Below are 20,906 nucleotides of genomic sequence, written 5' to 3'. Positions count from 1 at the left end.
ACGTCTTAACCCGAATTTTATCCGCTCATTAAGTTATTCATTTCCAACATTGGCATTAATGTCGCCATTACGATGAAAAGCACAAGGCCTGCCATCAATGCAATCAATGCTGGTGTAAACACACCCAAAGCAATATTAACCGTTGATTCAAAGTTTTGGTCTTGGTTATCAGCCGCTCGTGTGAGCATGCTTTCTAGCTCACCACTTTGCTCACCACTGGCGATCATATGTAGCATCATTGGTGGAAACAAACGCGTTTGATCAAGGGCTTTTCTTAAACTCGCCCCCTCGCGCACATTATCCGCGGCAACCAACACTTGCTGCTTTACATAGCGGTTTGACATCACGTCTACTGCAACGCGCATCCCCTCAAGAATAGGAATGGCACTTGAAGTACAAATCGAGAGCGTGCGTGCAAAACGGGCCGTGTTCAAACCTTTAGAAATCTTACCCAGCAATGGCATGCTCAGAATTTTTCTGTCCCACGCTAGACGAAAGTTTGGTTTTTGTAACGCTAATTTTAGGCCGTAGAAAAACACCACGACCACACCAAAAATAATCAAACCCCAGTTCTGAATAAACTCACTGGCAGCAAGCAAAATCTGCGTTGATTGAGGTAACTCTTGCCCCATCTGAATGATAGGTTCAATAATTTTAGGCACGACCGTCGCTAACAAGAAAGAGACAATCGCCACCGCAAAGACCACTAAAACAACCGGATAAATCATGGCCTGCAAGAGTTTAGAGCGCATCTTTTGACGGTTCTCGACATACTCTGCCAAACGTTCCAATACGGTATCCAAGTGGCCGGATTTTTCACCGGCAGCAACCATGGAACGAAACAGCTCATCAAAGACATGTGGATAGTCACCTAAGCTGTCCGCTAGCGGATAACCCTCCGTAACTTTAGAACGAACGGCAGCAATCATGGTCCGAATACGTGGCTTTTCCGCTTGCTCTGATACGGCTTTTAAACACTCTTCCAACGGCATGCCGGATTGCACCAACGTAGAAAGTTGACGTGTAATCAAAGCCAGTTCAGCCGTTTTTATGCCACGTTTAAAACCAACCGAACCAGAAGACTTTGCCGCTTTGGCTTTGGCTTCCATGACCTCAACAGGGATCATTCCCTGCTCTTTTAGGCGTTGGCGCACTTGACGGGCGTTGTCCCCTCAATCGTGCCTTTCTTCTGTTTGCCTTTCGCATCCAGCGCTTTGTATTCAAATGCCGCCATTACGCTTCCTTGGTTACTCGCATGACTTCTTCAAGTGACGTAATGCCAAGGCGAACTTTGCTCAAGCCATCGCTACGAATACTTGGTGTATGTGCACGAACGGCTTTTTCTACTTCTTGTTCACCTGCTTCGCTATGGATAAGCTCTTGAACTTTGTCATCAACCATCAATAGTTCATGAATACCCGTTCGGCCACGGTAACCTTTTTGGTTACAGGCCTCACATCCTTTAGCGCGATGTAAAACTAAAGATTCTGTCTCTTCCATTTCAAACAGTTTCTTCTGTTCTTTATCCGCTTCATACGGCTCTTTACAATCCGAACACAGCGTACGCACGAGACGTTGAGCCAGCACACCAAGCAAAGAAGAAGAAATAAGGAATGGTTCAATGCCCATATCACGGAGACGTGTAATCGCACCAACGGCTGTGTTGGTGTGTAGCGTCGACATCACTAAGTGACCAGTCAACGAGGCCTGAACCGCTATCTGGGCCGTTTCCAAGTCACGGATCTCACCCACCATCACGACATCCGGGTCTTGACGCAGGATCGCGCGCAAACCACGAGCAAACGTCATGTCCACTTTCGGGTTAACTTGCGTCTGGCCGATACCATCGATATCGAATTCGATCGGGTCTTCCACCGTTAGAATGTTGCGCTCGTTGCTGTTGATCTCTTGCAGACCGGCATACAAGGTGGTGGATTTACCCGAACCCGTTGGGCCCGTCACCAAGATAATGCCGTGTGGACGTTGGATCAGATGCGCAAAGTTATGGTGTACGGAAGGCGTCATGCCTAAGCTGTGCAAATCAAGGCGGGTGGCGTTCTTATCCAATAGACGCATTACCACACGCTCACCATGTGATGACGGCATGGTTGAAACACGCACGTCGACCGCACGCCCACCAATACGCAATGAAATACGCCCATCTTGTGGCACGCGTTTTTCAGCAATGTCCAATTTCGCCATTACTTTCACGCGGGAAACCAGTAATGGTGCGAGTTTGCGGCTTGGGGTTAATACCTCACGCAACACACCATCGACACGAAAACGAATAGACAGCGTTTTCTCGAACGTTTCGATATGAATGTCCGAAGCCCCCTCTTTAATCGCTTCACCAAGCATGGCGTTAATCAACTTGATAATTGGCGCATCATCTTCAGACTCAAGTAAGTCTTCATCATGCGGTAACTCTTCTGCCAACGAGAAAAAGTCATCGCTATCGGCACCAATATCTTCCATCAATTGACGAGCTTCAGATGAGTCACGCTGATACGCTTCAGTAAGCTTCTTATCAAACGCATCTTTGTCCATCACTTGCGGAATAAAATTCTGTTTCAGTACACGGCGCACTTCAACCAGAGCCGCTGGATTAAGCGGCTCCACATAGTAAAGAATTGGAGGGCGCTCTGGGTGCTCCGTCTCCAATACCAGTTTAAAGCGATTAGCAAAACTGAATGGCAGACGACGCATACTTGGCGCTGTGTCTAACATATCAACCATTACTTCACTTCCATTTGATCAATGAATGCTTGGATTTCAGCTGGGTGCTTACGCTCACGACCAAACTCAGGCAGAACCGGGATGTTGTCATCCGACATTAGCTTCAAGCCTTGTTCTTGGTTGTATAGTTGCTCTGCACGAATAAAGTTGTACTTACGCTGAGTAATACCATCTGCCGTCATGCCATCACGAATAATGGTTGGCTTAATGAACACCATCAGGTTTTTCTTCTCTACTTGCGTACTGGTCGATTTGAACAGATGACCAAGAACCGGAATATCACCAAGCAGCGGTACTTTCGATTCACTCTCTAGTGCACGCTCATCAATAAGCCCACCTAGTACCAACATTTGACCGTCTTGTACCATCACTGAAGTATTCAATTGACGCTTAGCAAAACGCACGTCCACCGCACCATTGGCACCCAACACGTTTGACACTTCTTGTTCAATATTCAGCTGAACAGAGTCTCCCTCGTTGATCTGAGGCACGACTTTCAGCTTGATGCCCACTTCTTTGCGATCCACGGTTTGGAATGGATTATCGTTGTTTGAACCTGCAGTTGAGCCAGTAATCACCGGCACTTCTTCACCGACAATAAATGACGCCTCACCGTTGTCCATCACGGTAATGCTTGGTGATGACAAGATGTTTGAGTTCGAATCCGATGCGACAGCACTGATCAATGCTGTCCAGTCGCCCATCACAATGCTCATCGCTGCACCGTTCACGCCACCTAATGCCGCAGCCAGTGTTGAATAATCACCCTCTTCAGTGAACTCACGGGTTTCCCAGGCACCGTTACCATTCTCGCCACCGCTAGAGTTCCAATAACTTTCAGTTTTCGTAACATCTTTGGCTTCCTCTAAGCCAACCATTACTTGACCAATTGGTGCACCAGTATTGCTGTATTGGATCATCGCACCCGTTTCGAGGTTACCCCACTGAACGCCGAGGTTCACACCGTCACCCTCTGCCATCTCCACGATCAATGCTTCAATCAATACTTGAGCACGACGGATATCCAGCTGAGCAATCACATCTTGCAGTGCAATCATAATATCTGGCGGCGCCGTCAACACGAGAGAGTTGGTCGCTTCATGGGATGCAATCACCACTTCGCCACGCTTCGCACTTGAGGCGCCTTTCTGACCTGCTTGTTTCTCTGCTTGCAAGTTATCAGACACGCCTTTTAGTACATCAACCAAATCTTCCGCTTTCGCATACTTGAGGTAAACCACTCGGTTATTACCTTTGGTTGCCATTTCGATATCAAGTTGACGAATCAAGCGTTTAAGACGAGCACGCACTTTTGGATCGCCAGAAATTAGGATGGAGTTCGTGCGCTCATCTGCCACGATTTTCGGCTCAAGAAATTCTGGTGTGCTTTTTTGTGCCGTAGTTTTGTTCAACGCATCAATAATGCGTACCATTTCTGCTGCCGATGCATTTTGAAGCTCAACCAGCTCAATATTTCTATCACCCGCTTGGTCAACACGTTTAATGATTTCCGCGAGGCGATTCACCACGGCTGCTCGGCCTGTGATTAAGATGATGTTCGCTGGATCATAGTGCACCACGTTACCGGCACCTGCGTTGTTGATCAGCTGACGTAACAAAGGAGAAAGTTCACGTACCGATACGTTACGTACCGCAACAACACGGGTGATCACGCTATCGCCTGGCTCAGCATTACCGCTCACAACTGGGATTGCCGATGTTTTCGCGTCTTTTGCTTTGATCACCTTCAGGACGTTATTGTCCATCTCAACAACCGCGTAGCCATATACTTCGAGAACATTCAGGAAGAAGCTGTAGTATTGTTCTTCGTTTAAAACATCATAACTACGTACATCGATTTTACCGCGTACAGATGGATCAACGATGATGGTCTTTTCTAGATTACGACCCACAATGTTGATGAATTCTTGAATGTCAGTGCCTTTGAAACTTGCACTAAACTCGTTCGCCATCGCACCAGGCGCGCACAGGAGCGTTCCTGCCAGTAGCCAAGTGCTTTTGCTAAACCAATGTTTCACGTATGTCTCCCTGAACTTACGCCGTTCGCCTAAGTCTTACAATTGGATATAGATATCGTACTGTTGGCCATCGCGCTCAACAGTCAGATTAAGTTCTTGTGGATCGTTCATCACTTGCATCAGTTGTACTGAAGAAGATGGGTCACTTAAATCGATCCCATTAAGTTGCACCGCAATATCGCCCGCCTTTAGACCGACATCATTAAACAATGATGCATCACGTCCCGGAGAGACACGGTAGCCTGCAATTCCCCCGTCTTTTTTCACTGGAGAAATATTGATGTACTTAAATACGCTTTGTGGGTCTTGAGCAATTTCTTCACGGATTTGCTCTAATTTATCGCCAACAGCGGCATTGTTGCTTGGTTTCGCAACTGGACGTGCAGCTTGTGGGCTTTCTGACAATTTTTTGTACTCAATACCTTGCAGCATCAAGGTTTCATCTCGACCTTGGTTATCGATAATGACTCGATCCACCAAAACCGCTTTCAATGTTGCGCGAGTGCCTTCAATTTCTTCACCAATACCATAGGTCGCTTGTTTACCACGGTTTGCGATCACCGCAAGGCTGGTTTTCACATTGCTACTCGCAACGGCACCGACTAAAGTTAAATTAAGGCGTGTTTTTGGTGCATCTTGGACGACCGGTTGCTCAACAATCACTGGCTTTTGCTCAGTGTATTGACCAAACAAATGCGCATTTTGCAGTGCATTAAAGTCGATCGTGTCTTTTGCGGTGTTTGATTCGACGCGGCTCGCCGATGGACGCCATTGAACGACATCGGTGCTTTGAGGGACGGATAGCCACACCAATTTTCCGAGCACCCAAGCCGTTAGTGCAATAAAAAGACAAGTCAGTAGCAAGCTGAGTTTGGCTTGAATGGCATGATTGTTGGACTTGATATGAGTCAGTAGCGAGCGACTTGATAATCCTGCACTTAGCTCTAAACGCTTCACTGAACGAATTCCTTTATTCTAACGTCAGCCGTCCTGTTTTATACGCGGAAATCGACTCTACGTTGCTAAAATTGCAATAAATTTACTACTCAACAAATAGCGGAAAATTATATCATAACTTGCCTTTTGTACCTTTTTTCTTATGTAGTTTTTGCCAACTCCCTTGAAAAAAAAACACCTTGGCACCATCTGTAGGTGAATAATCCACCAGTCACTACACTATTCGTGTCGTGATTAGATAGCACTGAGTCCTATGAGTTCCGAAAATGAAGCCGTAAGGCTAGATAAATGGCTTTGGGCCGCCCGATTCTATAAGACCCGCTCCATTGCCCGTAATATGGTCGACGGTGGTAAAGTCCACTATAATGGCCAACGAAGCAAACCTAGCAAAATCGTTGAGCTCGGCGCAGAGATCCGTCTTCGTCAAGGTAACGAAGAAAAGACGGTGGTTATCGAGAAAATTTCTGACCGCCGTATGGGTGCTCCCATCGCACAAACGCTATACCGCGAAACTGAATCAAGTATCAGTCTACGTGAAGAGCAAGCGATGCAACGCAAACTCAACGCCCACAATCCTAGTCCGGAACGCCGCCCAGATAAAAAGCAGCGCCGAGACATCATTAAGTTCAAACACCAATAAAGCCGGAATTACCGACGAGGAAAGCACTCCATGGCAAATAATGTTTTAAACCGCTACCTATTCGAAGATCTTTCTGTACGTGGCGAGTTGGTACAATTGGATGAAGCGTACCAACGTATTATCTCCAGCAAGGAATATCCGGCAGCACTACAAAAACTGTTGGGTGAGCTACTCGTTTCAACCACACTTTTAACGGCAACTTTGAAGTTCGAAGGCTCAATCACTATCCAACTTCAGGGGGATGGCCCAGTTTCTCTTGCAGTTATCAATGGCGACCATGATCAAAAGATCCGCGGTGTTGCACGTTGGGAAGGCGATATTGCAGACGACGCAAGCCTGCACGATATGATGGGTAAAGGTTACCTAGTGATCACTATCGAGCCGAAGAAAGGTGAACGCTACCAAGGTGTGGTTGGCTTAGAGGGTGACACGCTGGCTGACGTTATCGAGGGTTACTTCGCGAACTCAGAACAGCTAAAAACTCGTATTTGGATCCGCACTGGCGAGCTTGATGGCAAAGCACATGCGGCAGGTATGATGATCCAAATCATGCCAGATGGCACAGGTACACCTGAAGACTTTGAGCACCTAGAGCAACTAACAAACACAGTAAAAGACGAAGAGTTATTTACGCTTGAAGCAAACGAGCTTTTATACCGTCTATACAACCAAGATACTGTTCGCCTATACGAACCACAACCGGTTGAATTCCACTGTGGTTGTTCTCGTGAACGTAGCGGCGCGGCCATTATCACGTTAGACAAAGCTGAAGTTTATGACATTTTAGCGGAAGAAGGATCGGTTTCTTTACATTGTGATTACTGTGGCACGTCATACGCGTTTGACGAACCAGCCATTACCGAACTCTATTCTGAAGCAGAACCAAACAATAAAACCCTGCATTAATTTTCATAGCTTATCAAGCATGTAATTTACCTATCAAAAGGCCAGCTTCACGCTGGCCTTTTTGTGATCCAACCCCCGCTACATCTGGCCTCGCCCGTAATAAAACAACTTCTTAATTTTAAAAGATTAATAATCGCTTTGCCCTAGCGCAATGGTTTGCGCGCACGATAAACTATTGAAACCAATATGTGACGGGACACCTAAAACCACACCTAAATAGTGGGTATTTTTTGAGCTATATCCCTGTTTTATTCCCAGCCCGTTGCTAGCATGGTGAGCAGATAAAAATAAAAAATTTCTTACAAATTCCCTACAAAATCCTTATAAGGAGCACCTATGACCGTTATGGAACATACTAAGGCTGCAACACTTGATCTAACTAAGCACGGACTGCATAACGTCAAAGAGGTTATTCGTAACCCAAGCTACGAAATGCTGTTCGAGGAAGAAACACGTGCTGATCTAGAAGGTTATGAACGTGGCGTGGTGACAGAACTCGGCGCAGTTGCCGTCGATACTGGCATCTTTACTGGTCGCTCACCAAAAGATAAATACATCGTAAAAGACGCAACCACAGAAGAACATATGTGGTGGACATCTGACGCGGTAAAAAATGACAACAAACCAATCAACAAAGAAGTATGGGACGACCTAAAAACGTTGGTGACTAATCAACTATCAGGAAAGCGCCTTTTTGTGATTGACGGTTACTGTGGTGCGAATCCAGACACTCGTCTGAGCATTCGTGTGATTACCGAAGTGGCGTGGCAAGCGCACTTCGTAAAAAATATGTTCATTCGACCATCAGAAGAAGAGTTGGCAGCATTTGAGCCTGATTTCGTCGTCATGAACGGTGCAAAATGCACAAACGAGAAGTGGGAAGAGCATGATCTGAACTCGGAAAACTTCACAGTCTTCAACCTAACAGAGCGCATGCAACTGATCGGCGGTACTTGGTACGGCGGCGAAATGAAAAAAGGCATGTTCGCGATGATGAACTACTTCCTACCGCTAAAAGACATCGCCTCTATGCACTGTAGTGCCAACATGGGCGAGGAAGGCGACGTCGCGATCTTCTTTGGTCTGTCTGGTACCGGTAAAACTACCCTATCAACGGATCCTAAACGTGCACTGATTGGTGATGATGAGCACGGCTGGGATGACGATGGCGTGTTCAACTTTGAAGGCGGCTGTTACGCGAAAACCATCAAACTATCAAAAGAGGCTGAGCCAGACATCTACAACGCCATCCGTCGTGATGCTCTGCTCGAAAACGTCACCGTACGTGGCGATGGCTCGATCGACTTTGATGACGGTTCTAAAACAGAAAACACCCGCGTATCTTACCCACTTCATCACATCGACAACATCGTGAAGCCGGTATCGAAAGGTGGTCACGCAAACAAAGTGATCTTCCTGTCGGCTGACGCATTTGGTGTGCTTCCTCCAGTGTCAAAGCTGACACCGGAACAAACCAAATACCACTTCCTATCTGGTTTCACAGCGAAACTTGCTGGTACAGAGCGCGGCATCACTGAGCCAACACCTACGTTCTCTGCTTGTTTTGGTGCGGCGTTCCTAACTCTTCACCCAACTAAGTACGCTGAAGTGCTCGTAAAACGTATGGAAGCGGCTGGCGCAGAAGCTTACCTCGTCAACACTGGCTGGAATGGCAGTGGCAAGCGTATTTCTATCCAAGATACACGCGGCATCATTGATGCGATCCTTGATGGTTCAATTGAAGATGCGAAAACCAAACACATTCCAATCTTCAATCTAGAGGTGCCAACATCGCTACCAGGTGTGGATCCAAGCATCCTAGACCCACGTGACACTTATGTTGACCCACTACAATGGGAAAGCAAAGCAAAAGATTTGGCAGAGCGCTTCATCAACAACTTTGATAAGTACACTGACAACGCGGAAGGTCAATCTCTAGTGAAAGCGGGCCCTCAACTCGATTAAACCATCAATGAAATCATGAGTGCCTCAAGCACAAAAATGATCATCAAGCCCCTCTTTTGAGGGGCTTTTTATTGAATCCGTACCAAGATTGATACAAGCTTAGGCCTATCAAAGTAAGTCGATACTCACTTACTCCATATTACATACAGGTTTTGGCAGGGATGAAAACAGCAGGTCGAATTCTAATTCTTATACTCATACTGGCGATCGCGCTTCCAGCCGCCTTTGTGACTCTGCTCACCACCTCTTATTCTCGCCAAGTGTGGAGTCAATTTGCCAATCTTGTCGATCTCCCTCTGCAAGCCGACAATATTCAGTATGATTTTCCGTACCATATCACGCTCTATGGCGTGGCGACCAAACAAGAAAAGCTCCCTTTCATTGAACAAATAGACCTGTGGCTAAACCCCGACATCCGCCGCGATGGAACATGGATTGTCGATAGCTTGCTGATCGACGGCCTGAGCTTGCAACACGGCCTACCGACACTGCCAAACCTTAGTCATGTGTACTTTCATCAAGTGGCATTAAAGAACATTGACTATGCTGATGAGTCATTCAGTATCAATGGGTTAAATTTGCAAATCCAAGAACCAACTTGGGCGAGTCCATCACAGTCACTGCCATATGGTCAGATCCAACTCTCCGCTGAGCAGTTGTATTGGAACGGTGAAGCATTAAATAAACTGCTTATCGATGTCGACTACAAAGCACAAGACAGTACGCTTTATGGGGCATCCTTTAACTGGCGAGGGAGTGAAGTCTCAGGTCAAGCGGAGCAATATCCGCAAGGTTGGTCGCTAGTGAATGTGACCATCGATAAACTGAATATCAACAACACTCAACTGCAATCCTTATTCGCTAAGCCTTGGCAAGAACTGCCTGTCCATATCCATCACATAAACAGTGTCGACTTACTCAATGCTGAGATTGAATACGGTAACTGGCACTGGCAGAACTTAGAATTATCCGTAGAAAATGCCACTCTACCCGTATCTCTGTGGGAGACAACCGCGCAGATTTCTCTACAAGCTGACAGCGTCAGTTTCCAAGATCAAACGGCGATTGAACCTCGCTTGAATGCTCAACTAAAACCTGACTCTATTCAACTACAAGAGCTGAGCTTCGATTGGCAACAAGGTTCGGTACAAGTCTCCGGAGACTTGGAGCCAGAACACTGGAAAATTAACACTGCGACCATCAGTGGATTAAAGTGGGCCATCCAGCCAGAAGACAAGAATGATTGGTGGCAGGCTGCTACAGAGAAGCTCCAGCAAGTCGATGTTAAACAGCTTGAGATTGAACGCAGCCAGATCATCCAACTTTCACATCAGCCCTATTGGCAACTTTCAGGCTTAAACCTAGACGGTCATCAACTCACTGTAAAACACTCTCATGGACGCTGGGGAGTCTGGAATGGCAAGCTCAATGCCAGTGTCGTTAACGCAAGCTACGATCAAGTATTGTCATCCCACGCCGCGCTCTCAACGGAGAGCGAAAATGGTTTCTGGCAATTAACACGCTTATTCGCGCCGCTTGAGCAAGGCTATATCGAGGGATTTGGTCAATATGATCTTAGCGCCCCTAGCCAGCCATGGGGGCTAAACCTAAATGCCGACGGTCTCCCTTTACAATTAGTTCGTCCATATTTGCCACCAGCACTAGCCCTGAATGGCTTCTCTGATTTAAGTCTCGACTTACAAGGGCTTGGCGGTGATCGAAGCATGCTCTCTTACAGTTTATCTGGCAAGGTCGCCGCGAACTTGCGCGATACCACATTAACATCGCAATCAGACCAATCCTTAAAAACCGTCACGATCAGCCCAATTCAGTTGAAAGCTCAGCGTGGTGAAGTAACGATGCAACCAATCACTATCTCTGGCAAAGCGATAACGGGCTCGATATCTGGCGGATTTGATATGGCAAACGATCCACTCAGTGGTGTGGTCTATCAGCTCAAGGATTTATGTGGAAAAGTCCAAGGAGACCTCTTTAGCCGCGATGTAGAGCTAAATGAATGTGTCACTCAATCAGAACCTGCAAAAAAAGAAAAGGAGCCCTCAGAGGCGCCTACTGCTGCTCCAGTTGGCGACATAAACATTGAACACCATGAAGAGTTCAACGAAGTGGTCACGGAAGAAGATGAGGACAAGACGGTGGCAGACTCAACAGCTCAGTAATTTTGAGTAGTTAGGCAACAACATGTAAGTGCCCACAAAATCCACCGCTGGGACATCGCCACTGTAAATCACAACATGAATAACAATACGAGCTTTTCGCCCTGATGCTAAGCGGTCTAAATCCCCACTGATACCATCTAAAGAAGTACTCGCAACCGGGTTTTGCTCAACAGGATGACGATATCGAATCGAGCTATCTGCCAACACAATATCCCCATGCAAACCACGCTCTTTCATGAGTAACCACGTCATTCCCCAACCGGTTAAGGTCGCAAGAGTAAACGCGGAGCCTGCAAACATCGTGTTATGCGGATTCAAGTTAGGATTAAGCTGAGCACTGCACTCAAACTGGTAGCCCGTGTACTGATTGATTTTTATCCCCATCTTATCCGCAATGGGAATTTGCGCTTCCCAACGTTCCTGTAGCTCCGTACACCAATCTGGTCGACGCAGCACATCAGCCATGGGATCGAGCGGCTTGACCATTTGTTGGTGACGCACTGGTCCTCGCTCATCGGTTAATTCACCACGGCGCTCAAAGCCATTTTTTTCATAGAATGCGATCGCATCTTCACGCGCATTACACACCAGACGTTTCGCGCCCTCTTGTCGAGCGAGCGACTCTAGCGCGACCAATACCAGCGAGCCCATCCCCTTGGTACGACGATTATTTTTCACAGCCATATAACGGATTTGTCCGTCGTTATCAGGCGTAATATACAAGCGACCAATCGCCATTGGGCGACCACGACTGTCGGTGATCATACGATGATGGCTCATCCCGTCGTACTCATCTCGCTCGGAACCCACAGGCATACGCCAAGGCTCTCGCAACAATTGCCAACGAAATTGATAGTACTTTTTGAGCTGATTTTCTGTTTTTGGTGTGATGAGCTTGAACATATCAATCCTTTGAAAGTACAAATCAAATAGAAGTCTTAGATACAATACCCAAGCAAATTCGGTTTACTTGGGCTTAAAGCTTAGACTACATCGCTAAGGTTACCAGATTAGACCTGTAGCCAGAATGTCACTGGGCCGTCGTTAATGAGTGACACTTTCATATCGGCAGCAAAACGACCTCGCTGTGTTGGCAGTTCTTGCTCACACAAATCAGAAAAGTAGTCATAAAGACGCTCGGCATCCGCCGGATGTGCGCCGCGAGAAAAGCCTGCTCGCGTGCCTTTTTTGGTATCTGCGGGTAGCGTAAATTGAGACACCACCAATACCTGACCGTTCACTTGTTTTACGTTGAGGTTCATTTTCCCCTCATCGTCTTCAAATACTCGGTAAGTGGTCACACGCTCCATCAGACGCTTTGCTTTTGCTTCATCATCGTCCCTTTCTACACCAAGTAGGACAAGTAGACCTTGTTCGATTTCACCCACCACTTCACCGTCCACTCGGACGGCCGCTTCACTGACGCGTTGAATTAGCGCTATCACGACTCTCTTTTCCTTCATCTGTTAATTGAAATTCCGCCGTCGAGTGTATCATTTCTAAGTTATCACTCCAGTGCTCTCTCTCACCTAACGATGCCGTGACTTCCGCACCAATCAACACGATAAGCCAGCACAGATACACCCAAACAAACAAGATTGGGATCGCCGCTAGCGCGCCGTAAATCAGTTGATAAGATGGGAATTGCGTAATGTAAAAAGCAAACCCCTTTTTACTGAATTCAAACAAGATCGCCGCCACCGCAGCCCCTAATGCCGCATGAGTGAGGTAAACTTTTTTATTTGGCACCAAAAGATACAGCCCCATAAATGCAAAAAATGAGAGCAGTAATGGCAACCAGCGTAAGAATAAGTCATACGCCCCAGATAGGGTTTCATTCTCGATAAGTCTTAATGACGTCACATAAGATGTCGCCGCAATACTCGCCCCGACCATAATTGGCCCAAGCGTTAACACCATCCAATACATTGAGAATGAAAACACAGGGCGACGCTTATCTTTCACTCGCCAGATATAGTTAAGATTTTTGTCGATGTTGGAAATCAACATTAAAGCAGCAACAAACAAAAACGCACCACCCACGGCGGTCATTTTACCGGTATTGGCGACAAATTCTTGCAACGCGGTTCTTACCGCGTCTCCAGAAGCTGGGACAAAATTGTCAATGATATAACCTTGCAGCACTTCACCAACGTTCGAAAAAACCGGAAACTTAGACAAGATTGAGAGCAAAACCGTCAACATCGGCACAATGGACAGCAAAGTAATGTACGCGAGGTAGCCGGCATTCACGTTGACGCGATCGTGCGTCATTCGCTTGAGAAGATATTTAAAAAACGCGACACCGCCTGGTACAAGTCTTGTTAATCTCACCTTGTAACTCTCTGATAACTGGTTCATAGTTCATCCCATAGATTAGCGTCGAGGACATAAGAATGCCTTATTTATTAGCAATTGTACTATCAATTTTCACCTTGACTGGATGTCAGTCGGCTTATTATTCCGCAATGGAACAAGTGGGCTACCACAAACGCGAAATCATGGTTGATCGAGTTGAAGATGCCAAAGAATCGCAACAAGACGCGCAAGAAGAGTTCACCAGCGCTTTAGAAGCCCTTTCAGCGTTAACCAATTTTAATGGCGGTGAATTGGAAAGTGTTTACAACAACATAAACGATAAATACGAAGACAGCGAAAAAGCCGCTCAGGACGTCCGTGACCGTATCGCTGCTATTGAAGATGTGTCCGATGCACTCTTTGCAGAATGGCAAGACGAGCTCGACCTATACACCAGTGCTAAACTGCGTCGTTCTAGTGAGCAAAAGTTGCGTGAAACCAAAGCCTCTTACAAAACCATGCTCAGTGCAATGAAACGTGCCGAAGACAAGATGACACCGGTTCTGAATACGCTGCGCGACAATACGCTATTCTTAAAGCACAACCTAAACGCCAGCGCCATCGGCTCTCTAAAAGGTGAATTCTCAAGCCTAGAGAAAGACATCCAATACGCAATCAAACAAATGAATGCCGCGATCGCTGAGTCAGATAAGTTCCTGCAACAGTTGAATCAAAAGTAAGCCTTTAGAAGCTCCTCCTCGTGAGGAGCTTTTAATTTGTGACCTCATCGACTAAGCCAACGACGCTTCGAACAAATTCAACCCTTTCTCTTATTGTGCCCCATGGTACTTCAACGACGTCATAACCAAGTTCAACATAAGTTTCGACAAGCGTTTGATGGATTTGCATCGCCTCTTCAAAGCTGTGAGGGCGTACTTCATCTTGCACGTAGATAGACGATTCTGGTCTACAGGCCAACACTTGGTCGTGATACCCAGCACTGCCCGCTATAAATTCAGGCCCCACATGACAGCCTCCCACTTGAAGGTACGCCACAATGTCTGGAATTGCTCGGTCAACAAAAGCCAACGAGTGCTCTAAAGCCTCCGTTTTTTGCTTTCCCATCAACGCTAGACATAGTTGGGCGAATACTGGCAGATTCGTCCAAGGAAGAGCGCCATTAGGCAAACGGCTTTGTTCGGTAATTAGGTAACGAGATGCCTCTTCAAACGTAGCGTAACCAACATCGGCGAGCGCTTTAATGAGCGTAGTTTTCCCCGCTCCCGGACCACCGGTAATGATAATGGGCTTCATACATCCCCTTTAAAATAATAATGACGTCGCTAGGTACGACGCTAGGTTTGACACTCAACAGGCAATAAAAAACCCTAAGTCGCAATACGGCTTAGGGTTTTCTTATATCAGCTAATCTAAATTAGATGATTATTTCGCATCACGTGAAGCACGTTTACGATCGTTTTCAGTCAAGTGACGTTTACGAATACGGATGCTTTCTGGTGTTACTTCTACTAGTTCGTCATCATCGATGAATTCTAGCGCTTGCTCTAGCGTGAATTTGATTGCTGGAGTAAGAACCTGTGCTTCATCAGTACCAGATGCACGAACGTTCGTTAGCTGCTTACCTTTCAGACAGTTTACTGTTAGGTCGTTTGAACGGTTGTGAATACCGATAACTTGGCCTTCGTATACTTCGTCAGCGTGCTCAGCGAATAGACGACCACGTTCTTGAAGGTTAAACAGTGCGTAAGTCAGCGCTTTACCTGTCGCGTTCGAGATCAGAACACCGTTGTTACGTTGACCGATAGTACCGCCTTTGTGTGGGCCGTAGTGATCAAACGAATGGTATAGAAGACCAGAACCAGAAGTTAGCGTCATGAACTCAGTTTGGAAACCGATCAGACCACGTGATGGCATCATGAAGTCCATGCGAACACGGCCTTTACCATCTGGAGACATATCAGTCAGTTCGCCTTTACGAAGACCGATAGCTTCCATGATACCGCCTTGGTTTTCTTCCATAACGTCGATAGTTACAGTTTCAAACGGTTCTTGTAGGTTGCCATCTTCATCACGCTTGATGATTACTTCAGGACGAGATACTGCTAGTTCGAAACCTTCACGACGCATGTTTTCGATCAGGATAGATAGGTGAAGTTCACCACGGCCTGAAACGCGGAAGCGATCTGGGTTGTCTGTTTCTTCAACGCGTAGTGCAACGTTGTGTACCAATTCTTTCTGTAGACGCTCAAGGATGTTACGTGAAGTAACGAACTTACCTTCTTTACCCGCAAACGGAGAAGTATTTACTTGGAACGTCATTGTTACTGTTGGTTCATCAACAGACAGCGGAATCATCGCTTCAACATTGTTCACGTCACAGATAGTGTCAGAGATTTTAAGCTCGCCAAGACCTGTGATTGCAATGATGTCACCAGCATTAGCTTGCTCGATGTCATGACGCTCTAGGCCAAGGTAGCCCATTACTGTGCCCACTTTACCGTTGCGTTTCTTGCCATCTGCGCCAACGATTGTAACTTGTTGGTTAGGACGTACAGTACCGCGAGTTACACGCGCAACACCGATAACACCTACGTATGAGCTGTAATCTAGCTGAGAGATTTGCATTTGTAGTGGACCGTCTAGGTCAACTTGAGGCGCTTCAACTTGGTCAACGATAGTTTGGAATAGTGGTTCCATGTTCTCGCCAGTTTCGCCTTCTTCTAGCGTCGCCCAACCGTTAAGTGCTGATGCGTAAACCACTTTAAAGTCTAGCTGTTCATCAGTTGCACCTAGGTTGTCGAATAGGTCGAACACTTGGTCCATAACCCAGTCAGGACGTGCGCCAGGACGGTCAATCTTGTTGATTACAACGATTGGCTTAAGACCGTGAGCAAATGCTTTTTGCGTTACGAAACGAGTTTGCGGCATTGGGCCGTCAACTGCGTCAACGATAAGTAGTACTGAGTCTACCATCGACATGATACGTTCTACTTCACCACCGAAGTCCGCGTGTCCCGGAGTATCTACGATGTTGATGCGGTAATCATTCCAGTTAATTGCTGTGTTTTTAGCAAGAATGGTAATACCACGTTCTTTTTCGATGTCGTTTGAGTCCATGACTCGCTCTTCAGCTTCGCCGCGAGACTCTAGAGTACCTGATTGTTGTAGTAGTTTATCAACCAGTGTTGTTTTACCGTGGTCAACGTGCGCGATGATCGCGATATTTCTTAATTTATCAATCTGTGGAGTAGCCATGGATTTGATTCACTTAGATAGATGAAATGCCCCCACGCTGAGAACGGGTGCTCTCTGGTGACATTTGCTGATTAAAAAAACGGCCATAATGTACCAGATTTTAGCAAAAAGCATAGAAATATGTGATCTACTCCCGAGCATTTCTGTCAAATTTACGCTTAACGCTCACTTTCTGGTGTATAGCGGATTGATTCAGCTCAATTTTATCCTAATCCCCGTTAATAGAAATTGACCAGCGCTCAAAAAACAGGCTGAATGAACAATAATATTGTCACATGATGGTGCAACACTTTTCATTTGCACCAAATTAGTGCTTCGATAGATCATTTTGGTGCAATCGTTTGCACCAAATGCGCACTAAAAACCATAACCAACTGAAAATAAAGGAATATTATTTTTGGCACGGTTTTGGCTTTAGAGAAACAAGCATCGATTAACGATATGTCAAACAGATTAATCAATGCTGGATTTTATCAACGATTCATAAATCGAGCTTTCACCGCTTTAATAACACTGGAGGTTATCCAAGATGTCAGTAGAAAACGTTTTATCGCTAATTCAAGAAAACGAAGTTAAGTTTGTTGACCTACGCTTCACTGATACAAAAGGTAAAGAGCAGCATATTACGATCCCTGCTCACCAAATCGACGCTGACTTCTTTGAAGAAGGTAAAATGTTCGATGGTTCATCAGTTGCTGGCTGGAAAGGCATCAACGAATCAGACATGGTAATGATGCCTGACGCATCTTCTGCTGTTCTTGACCCATTCACAGAAGACGCAACGCTAAATGTTCGTTGTGACATTCTTGAGCCTGCAACTATGCAAGGCTACGACCGCGACCCACGTTCAATCGCTAAACGCGCAGAAGACTACATGCGCTCTACTGGTATCGCAGACACCGTTCTTGTTGGTCCAGAGCCAGAGTTCTTCCTATTCGATGACGTGAAATTCTCTAACGATATGTCTGGTTCGTTCTTCAAGATTGATGACGTAGAAGCTGCATGGAACACAGGTTCTGACATCGAAGGTGGTAACAAAGGTCACCGTCCAGGTGTTAAGGGTGGTTACTTCCCAGTAGCTCCAGTTGACTCATCTCAAGACATTCGCTCTGCAATGTGTCTAATCATGGAAGAAATGGGCCTAGTAGTTGAAGCTCACCACCACGAAGTAGCAACTGCGGGTCAAAACGAAATCGCAACACGTTTCAACACGCTAACGACAAAAGCGGATGAAATCCAAATCTACAAGTACGTGGTTCACAACGTTGCTCACGCATTTGGTAAGACAGCGACATTCATGCCAAAACCACTTGTAGGCGACAACGGCTCAGGTATGCACGTTCACCAATCTCTAGCAAAAGACGGTGTAAACCTATTTGCTGGTGACAAGTACGGCGGCCTTTCTGAAACGGCACTTTACTACATCGGTGGTATCATCAAACACGCTCGTGCAATCAACGCGTTTGCTAACCCATCAACAAACTCGTACAAGCGTCTAGTACCAGGATTCGAAGCACCAGTTATGCTAGCGTACTCTGCTCGTAACCGTTCTGCATCTATCCGTATCCCTGTGGTTCCAAGCCCGAAAGCACGTCGAATCGAAGCTCGCTTCCCGGATCCAGCAGCAAACCCATACCTAGCGTTTGCTTCTCTACTCATGGCAGGCCTTGACGGTATCAAGAACAAGATCCACCCAGGTGAAGCAATGGATAAAGACTTGTACGACCTACCAGCGGAAGAAGCAGCTGAGATTCCAAAGGTAGCAGAGTCTCTAGAAGTCGCACTGAATGCACTCGATGCAGACCGTGAGTTCCTAACGGCTGGTGGCGTATTCTCTGATGACTTCATCGATTCATACATCGCATTGAAATCTCAAGATGTTGAGCGCGTGAACATGGCGACTCACCCACTAGAATTCGAACTTTACTACTCTGTATAAGATGTAGACTGTGTAAGCACAGTAACAAAATCTTAGGCTCGCCTCGCAGGCGGGCCTTTTTTGTATTCAAGCCAAAGACGCGGTTGTTTATAACGGCGAACACCATTAATCAGTGTTTCCGTATAGAAAGGGATGATGAACAAGCAGAGAAAGAAAAATATGAGCGTAAAAATGTGCCTCTCTTTAGGCATTATTGTGATTTCACTTTCAACCACAGCACCTTGCGCCCAAGAGATATTTACCTGGCTTGATGAAAAAGGCATTCGTCACTTTAGTGACACTCCCCAAAAAGGTGCAGATGTGGTTATTCTTCCCAATTTGAAAGCGAACACTCCAACTTCCCTACCTTTAGAGCCACCGGTTTTAGAACCATCAGCTTTAAAATCAACGATTTTAGAGCCACCGGCGTTTGAATCATCGTCTTTCAAACCACTTTCTTTAACGATACTGAATCCTCAGCACGATATGACGATTCGCAGTAACCAAGGCATTATCATGGTTCAGCTTAAGTCCAATCGTCCCTTAGGGAGTGCTGAGCACGTTCAATTGCTCCTTGATGGCAAGCCCTATGGTGCACCTCAACGTAACTTAGACTGGCGACTGAATAATATCGACCGTGGTACACACACGTTGACGGTCCAAACAATACGAAACGGCAAGCTTATTGCATCCGCTAGCCCTATAACGGTGCATTTACATAGAGCAAGCGTCAGTCCGAGCAATTAAGGGGCAAAGTAGAAAACAACGTGAGGAAAATCATTCTTTCTCTACGCTTTTTACTTTTTCTTCTCTGCCATATTCGCCATACTTACGTTCTAATGCACCATAGTGGTGCAAGGCACATTCATGACTCAAACAAGGACGTATTGTGGATACCAGTCTCTCTAGCGCTATTCTCGATAACATGGTGACAGCAACGTTAATTCTTGATGATGAGTTAGCGATTCGCTTTGCTAATCCTGCTGCGGAATTGTTGTTTTCACAAAGCGCTAAACGCATTGTCGATCAGCCGCTATCCCAACTCATTCAGCATGCCTCCATGGATTTAGCACTCCTGACTCAGCCTCTGCAAAGCGGCCAAAGCATTACCGACAGTGATGTCACCTTTGTGGTTGATGGGCGCCCGTTGATGCTGGAAGTCACCGTTAGCCCGCTCACTTGGCAAAAGAAACTGATGTTACTTGTCGAGATGCGCAAGATTGATCAACAGCGCCGTCTGACTCAAGAGCTTAACCAACACGCCCAACAACAAGCAGCGAAGCTTTTGGTGCGGGGACTTGCCCATGAAATCAAAAACCCGTTGGGAGGATTGCGAGGCGCAGCGCAGCTGTTAGAAAAGATGCTGCCCGATCCGTCGCTGACGGAATACACCCATATCATCATTGAACAAGCTGACCGATTACGAGCGCTGGTTGATCGCCTATTGGGGCCACAAAAACCGGGAAAAAAAAGCGAAGAGAATCTTCACCAAGTTCTGGAAAAAGTTCGCCAACTGGTTGAGTTGGAGTCACAACATAGTGTCGTGATTGAACGAGATTACGATCCAAGCTTGCCAGAAATATTGATGGATGCCGATCAAATCGAGCAAGCCATGCTTAATATCGTCAGTAACGCTGCGCAGATTCTGTCTCGCCAAGAGCATGGAAAAATCACAATTCGCACCAGAACGGTGCACCAAGCGAACATTCATGGCCAGCGTTGTAAACTCGCGGCTCGCATTGAAATCACTGACAATGGTCCGGGAATACCACCAGAACTACAAGATACCCTGTTCTACCCTATGGTCAGCGGCCGTGAGGGCGGAACCGGACTCGGACTGTCTATTTCACAAAACTTGATCGACCAGCACAACGGCAAAATAGACGTTGAAAGCTGGCCTGGCCACACCACTTTTACGATTTACCTGCCAATCTGACCCCATTCAATGGATCTGCTATGCGTCAGTTTTCGGCTTTTGCTGCAAGGATTAA

At 46.4% G+C, this 20,906-nt stretch carries 16 protein-coding genes and 1 pseudogene; 8 read left to right on the top strand and 9 right to left on the bottom strand.

Annotation, left to right across the window (positions count from 1 at the left end; genetic code table 11):
* Nucleotides 1–17: 17 nt before the first annotated feature.
* The 4 genes and pseudogenes from gspF to gspC form a co-directional block, all read right to left on the bottom strand.
* A pseudogene (gene gspF / locus VA249_RS00645) lies at nucleotides 18–1,234 on the bottom strand (type II secretion system inner membrane protein GspF).
* Complete coding sequence (gene gspE / locus VA249_RS00640; RefSeq protein ID WP_128812030.1) at nucleotides 1,234–2,736, bottom strand: type II secretion system ATPase GspE; 1,503 nt, start codon at nucleotides 2,734–2,736, stop codon at nucleotides 1,234–1,236. Before gspE ends, gspF begins: the two are co-directional and overlap by 1 nt.
* Nucleotides 2,736–4,775, bottom strand: a complete 2,040-nt coding sequence (gspD, locus tag VA249_RS00635; RefSeq protein ID WP_221068478.1) for a type II secretion system secretin GspD — start codon at nucleotides 4,773–4,775, stop codon at nucleotides 2,736–2,738. Before gspD ends, gspE begins: the two co-directional genes overlap by 1 nt.
* 36 nt (nucleotides 4,776–4,811) lie before the next feature.
* Nucleotides 4,812–5,732 (bottom strand): type II secretion system protein GspC, encoded by a 921-nt coding sequence (gene gspC / locus VA249_RS00630; RefSeq protein WP_221068477.1) that lies wholly within the window; start codon nucleotides 5,730–5,732, stop codon nucleotides 4,812–4,814.
* A 253-nt stretch (nucleotides 5,733–5,985) separates the two neighbouring features.
* On the opposite strand from gspC, the gene hslR reads away from it, so the two are divergent.
* From hslR to VA249_RS00610, 4 genes are all read left to right on the top strand, one after another.
* On the top strand, nucleotides 5,986–6,372 hold the full coding sequence (hslR, locus tag VA249_RS00625) for a ribosome-associated heat shock protein Hsp15 (RefSeq protein WP_128812034.1): 387 nt from the start codon (nucleotides 5,986–5,988) through the stop codon (nucleotides 6,370–6,372).
* Between the two features lie 30 nt (nucleotides 6,373–6,402).
* Entirely contained in the window at nucleotides 6,403–7,278 is an 876-nt protein-coding gene (hslO, locus tag VA249_RS00620) for an Hsp33 family molecular chaperone HslO (protein WP_128812036.1), read from the top strand.
* Nucleotides 7,279–7,614: 336 nt separating this feature from the next.
* Nucleotides 7,615–9,243: a phosphoenolpyruvate carboxykinase (ATP) gene (gene pckA, locus VA249_RS00615; protein WP_221068476.1), complete on the top strand. Its 1,629-nt coding sequence runs from the start codon at nucleotides 7,615–7,617 to the stop codon at nucleotides 9,241–9,243.
* Nucleotides 9,244–9,404: 161 nt separating this feature from the next.
* Entirely contained in the window at nucleotides 9,405–11,423 is a 2,019-nt protein-coding gene (locus tag VA249_RS00610) for an AsmA family protein (protein WP_221068475.1), read from the top strand.
* Here the strand turns inward: VA249_RS00610 and VA249_RS00605 are convergent.
* The 3 genes from VA249_RS00605 to VA249_RS00595 form a co-directional block, all read right to left on the bottom strand.
* On the bottom strand, nucleotides 11,409–12,326 hold the full coding sequence (locus VA249_RS00605) for a bifunctional GNAT family N-acetyltransferase/hotdog fold thioesterase (RefSeq protein ID WP_128812042.1): 918 nt from the start codon (nucleotides 12,324–12,326) through the stop codon (nucleotides 11,409–11,411). The two genes, VA249_RS00610 and VA249_RS00605, sit on opposite strands and share 15 nt — an antisense overlap.
* Nucleotides 12,327–12,433: 107 nt before the next feature.
* Nucleotides 12,434–12,868: a D-aminoacyl-tRNA deacylase gene (gene dtd, locus VA249_RS00600; RefSeq protein ID WP_221068474.1), complete on the bottom strand. Its 435-nt coding sequence runs from the start codon at nucleotides 12,866–12,868 to the stop codon at nucleotides 12,434–12,436.
* Nucleotides 12,840–13,784, bottom strand: a complete 945-nt coding sequence (locus VA249_RS00595) for a virulence factor BrkB family protein (RefSeq protein ID WP_221068473.1) — start codon at nucleotides 13,782–13,784, stop codon at nucleotides 12,840–12,842. The genes dtd and VA249_RS00595 overlap by 29 nt, the downstream gene beginning before the upstream one ends.
* 35 nt (nucleotides 13,785–13,819) lie before the next feature.
* Here VA249_RS00595 and VA249_RS00590 point away from each other — a divergent pair, with 35 nt between their 5' ends.
* A complete protein-coding gene (locus VA249_RS00590; RefSeq protein ID WP_128812048.1) occupies nucleotides 13,820–14,461 on the top strand; it encodes a DUF2959 domain-containing protein in 642 nt (213 codons plus the stop codon).
* Between the two features lie 31 nt (nucleotides 14,462–14,492).
* Here the strand turns inward: VA249_RS00590 and VA249_RS00585 are convergent, their stop codons facing one another.
* Both VA249_RS00585 and typA read right to left on the bottom strand, forming a co-directional pair.
* Nucleotides 14,493–15,035: an AAA family ATPase gene (locus VA249_RS00585; protein ID WP_221068472.1), complete on the bottom strand. Its 543-nt coding sequence runs from the start codon at nucleotides 15,033–15,035 to the stop codon at nucleotides 14,493–14,495.
* Between the two features lie 129 nt (nucleotides 15,036–15,164).
* Nucleotides 15,165–16,997 (bottom strand): translational GTPase TypA, encoded by a 1,833-nt coding sequence (typA, locus tag VA249_RS00580; RefSeq protein WP_221068471.1) that lies wholly within the window; start codon nucleotides 16,995–16,997, stop codon nucleotides 15,165–15,167.
* A 529-nt stretch (nucleotides 16,998–17,526) separates the two neighbouring features.
* Here typA and glnA point away from each other — a divergent pair.
* The 3 genes from glnA to glnL all read left to right on the top strand — a co-directional run bounded on the left by glnA (nucleotide 17,527) and on the right by glnL (nucleotide 20,851).
* The gene (glnA, locus tag VA249_RS00575) at nucleotides 17,527–18,936 is read left to right on the top strand and encodes a glutamate--ammonia ligase (protein ID WP_211915610.1); all 1,410 of its coding nucleotides are present in this window, start codon (nucleotides 17,527–17,529) and stop codon (nucleotides 18,934–18,936) included.
* A 159-nt stretch (nucleotides 18,937–19,095) separates the two neighbouring features.
* Entirely contained in the window at nucleotides 19,096–19,662 is a 567-nt protein-coding gene (locus tag VA249_RS00570) for a DUF4124 domain-containing protein (RefSeq protein WP_221068470.1), read from the top strand.
* A 178-nt stretch (nucleotides 19,663–19,840) separates the two neighbouring features.
* Nucleotides 19,841–20,851, top strand: a complete 1,011-nt coding sequence (glnL, locus tag VA249_RS00565) for a nitrogen regulation protein NR(II) (RefSeq protein ID WP_420864271.1) — start codon at nucleotides 19,841–19,843, stop codon at nucleotides 20,849–20,851.
* Nucleotides 20,852–20,906 lie beyond the last annotated feature (55 nt).

It is taken from the genome of Vibrio alfacsensis, assembly GCF_019670485.1.
GTDB lineage: Bacteria > Pseudomonadota > Gammaproteobacteria > Enterobacterales > Vibrionaceae > Vibrio > Vibrio alfacsensis.
Note: the sequence above shows the minus strand (reverse complement) of the source record. Positions and strands in the feature narration are given on the sequence as shown.

Bases quoted from the DNA above. Each gene is read 5' to 3' on its own strand.
- gspE (WP_128812030.1), bottom strand. From the start codon at position 2,736: ATGGTTGATATGTTAGACACAGCGCCAAGTATGCGTCGTCTGCCATTC.
- hslR (WP_128812034.1), top strand. From the start codon at position 5,986: ATGAGTTCCGAAAATGAAGCCGTAAGGCTAGATAAATGGCTTTGGGCC.
- hslO (WP_128812036.1), top strand. From the start codon at position 6,403: ATGGCAAATAATGTTTTAAACCGCTACCTATTCGAAGATCTTTCTGTA.
- pckA (WP_221068476.1), top strand. From the start codon at position 7,615: ATGACCGTTATGGAACATACTAAGGCTGCAACACTTGATCTAACTAAG.
- VA249_RS00610 (WP_221068475.1), top strand. From the start codon at position 9,405: ATGAAAACAGCAGGTCGAATTCTAATTCTTATACTCATACTGGCGATC.
- VA249_RS00605 (WP_128812042.1), bottom strand. From the start codon at position 12,326: ATGTTCAAGCTCATCACACCAAAAACAGAAAATCAGCTCAAAAAGTAC.
- VA249_RS00595 (WP_221068473.1), bottom strand. From the start codon at position 13,784: ATGAACCAGTTATCAGAGAGTTACAAGGTGAGATTAACAAGACTTGTA.
- VA249_RS00590 (WP_128812048.1), top strand. From the start codon at position 13,820: ATGCCTTATTTATTAGCAATTGTACTATCAATTTTCACCTTGACTGGA.
- VA249_RS00585 (WP_221068472.1), bottom strand. From the start codon at position 15,035: ATGAAGCCCATTATCATTACCGGTGGTCCGGGAGCGGGGAAAACTACG.
- typA (WP_221068471.1), bottom strand. From the start codon at position 16,997: ATGGCTACTCCACAGATTGATAAATTAAGAAATATCGCGATCATCGCG.
- glnA (WP_211915610.1), top strand. From the start codon at position 17,527: ATGTCAGTAGAAAACGTTTTATCGCTAATTCAAGAAAACGAAGTTAAG.
- VA249_RS00570 (WP_221068470.1), top strand. From the start codon at position 19,096: ATGAGCGTAAAAATGTGCCTCTCTTTAGGCATTATTGTGATTTCACTT.
- glnL (WP_420864271.1), top strand. From the start codon at position 19,841: ATGGTGACAGCAACGTTAATTCTTGATGATGAGTTAGCGATTCGCTTT.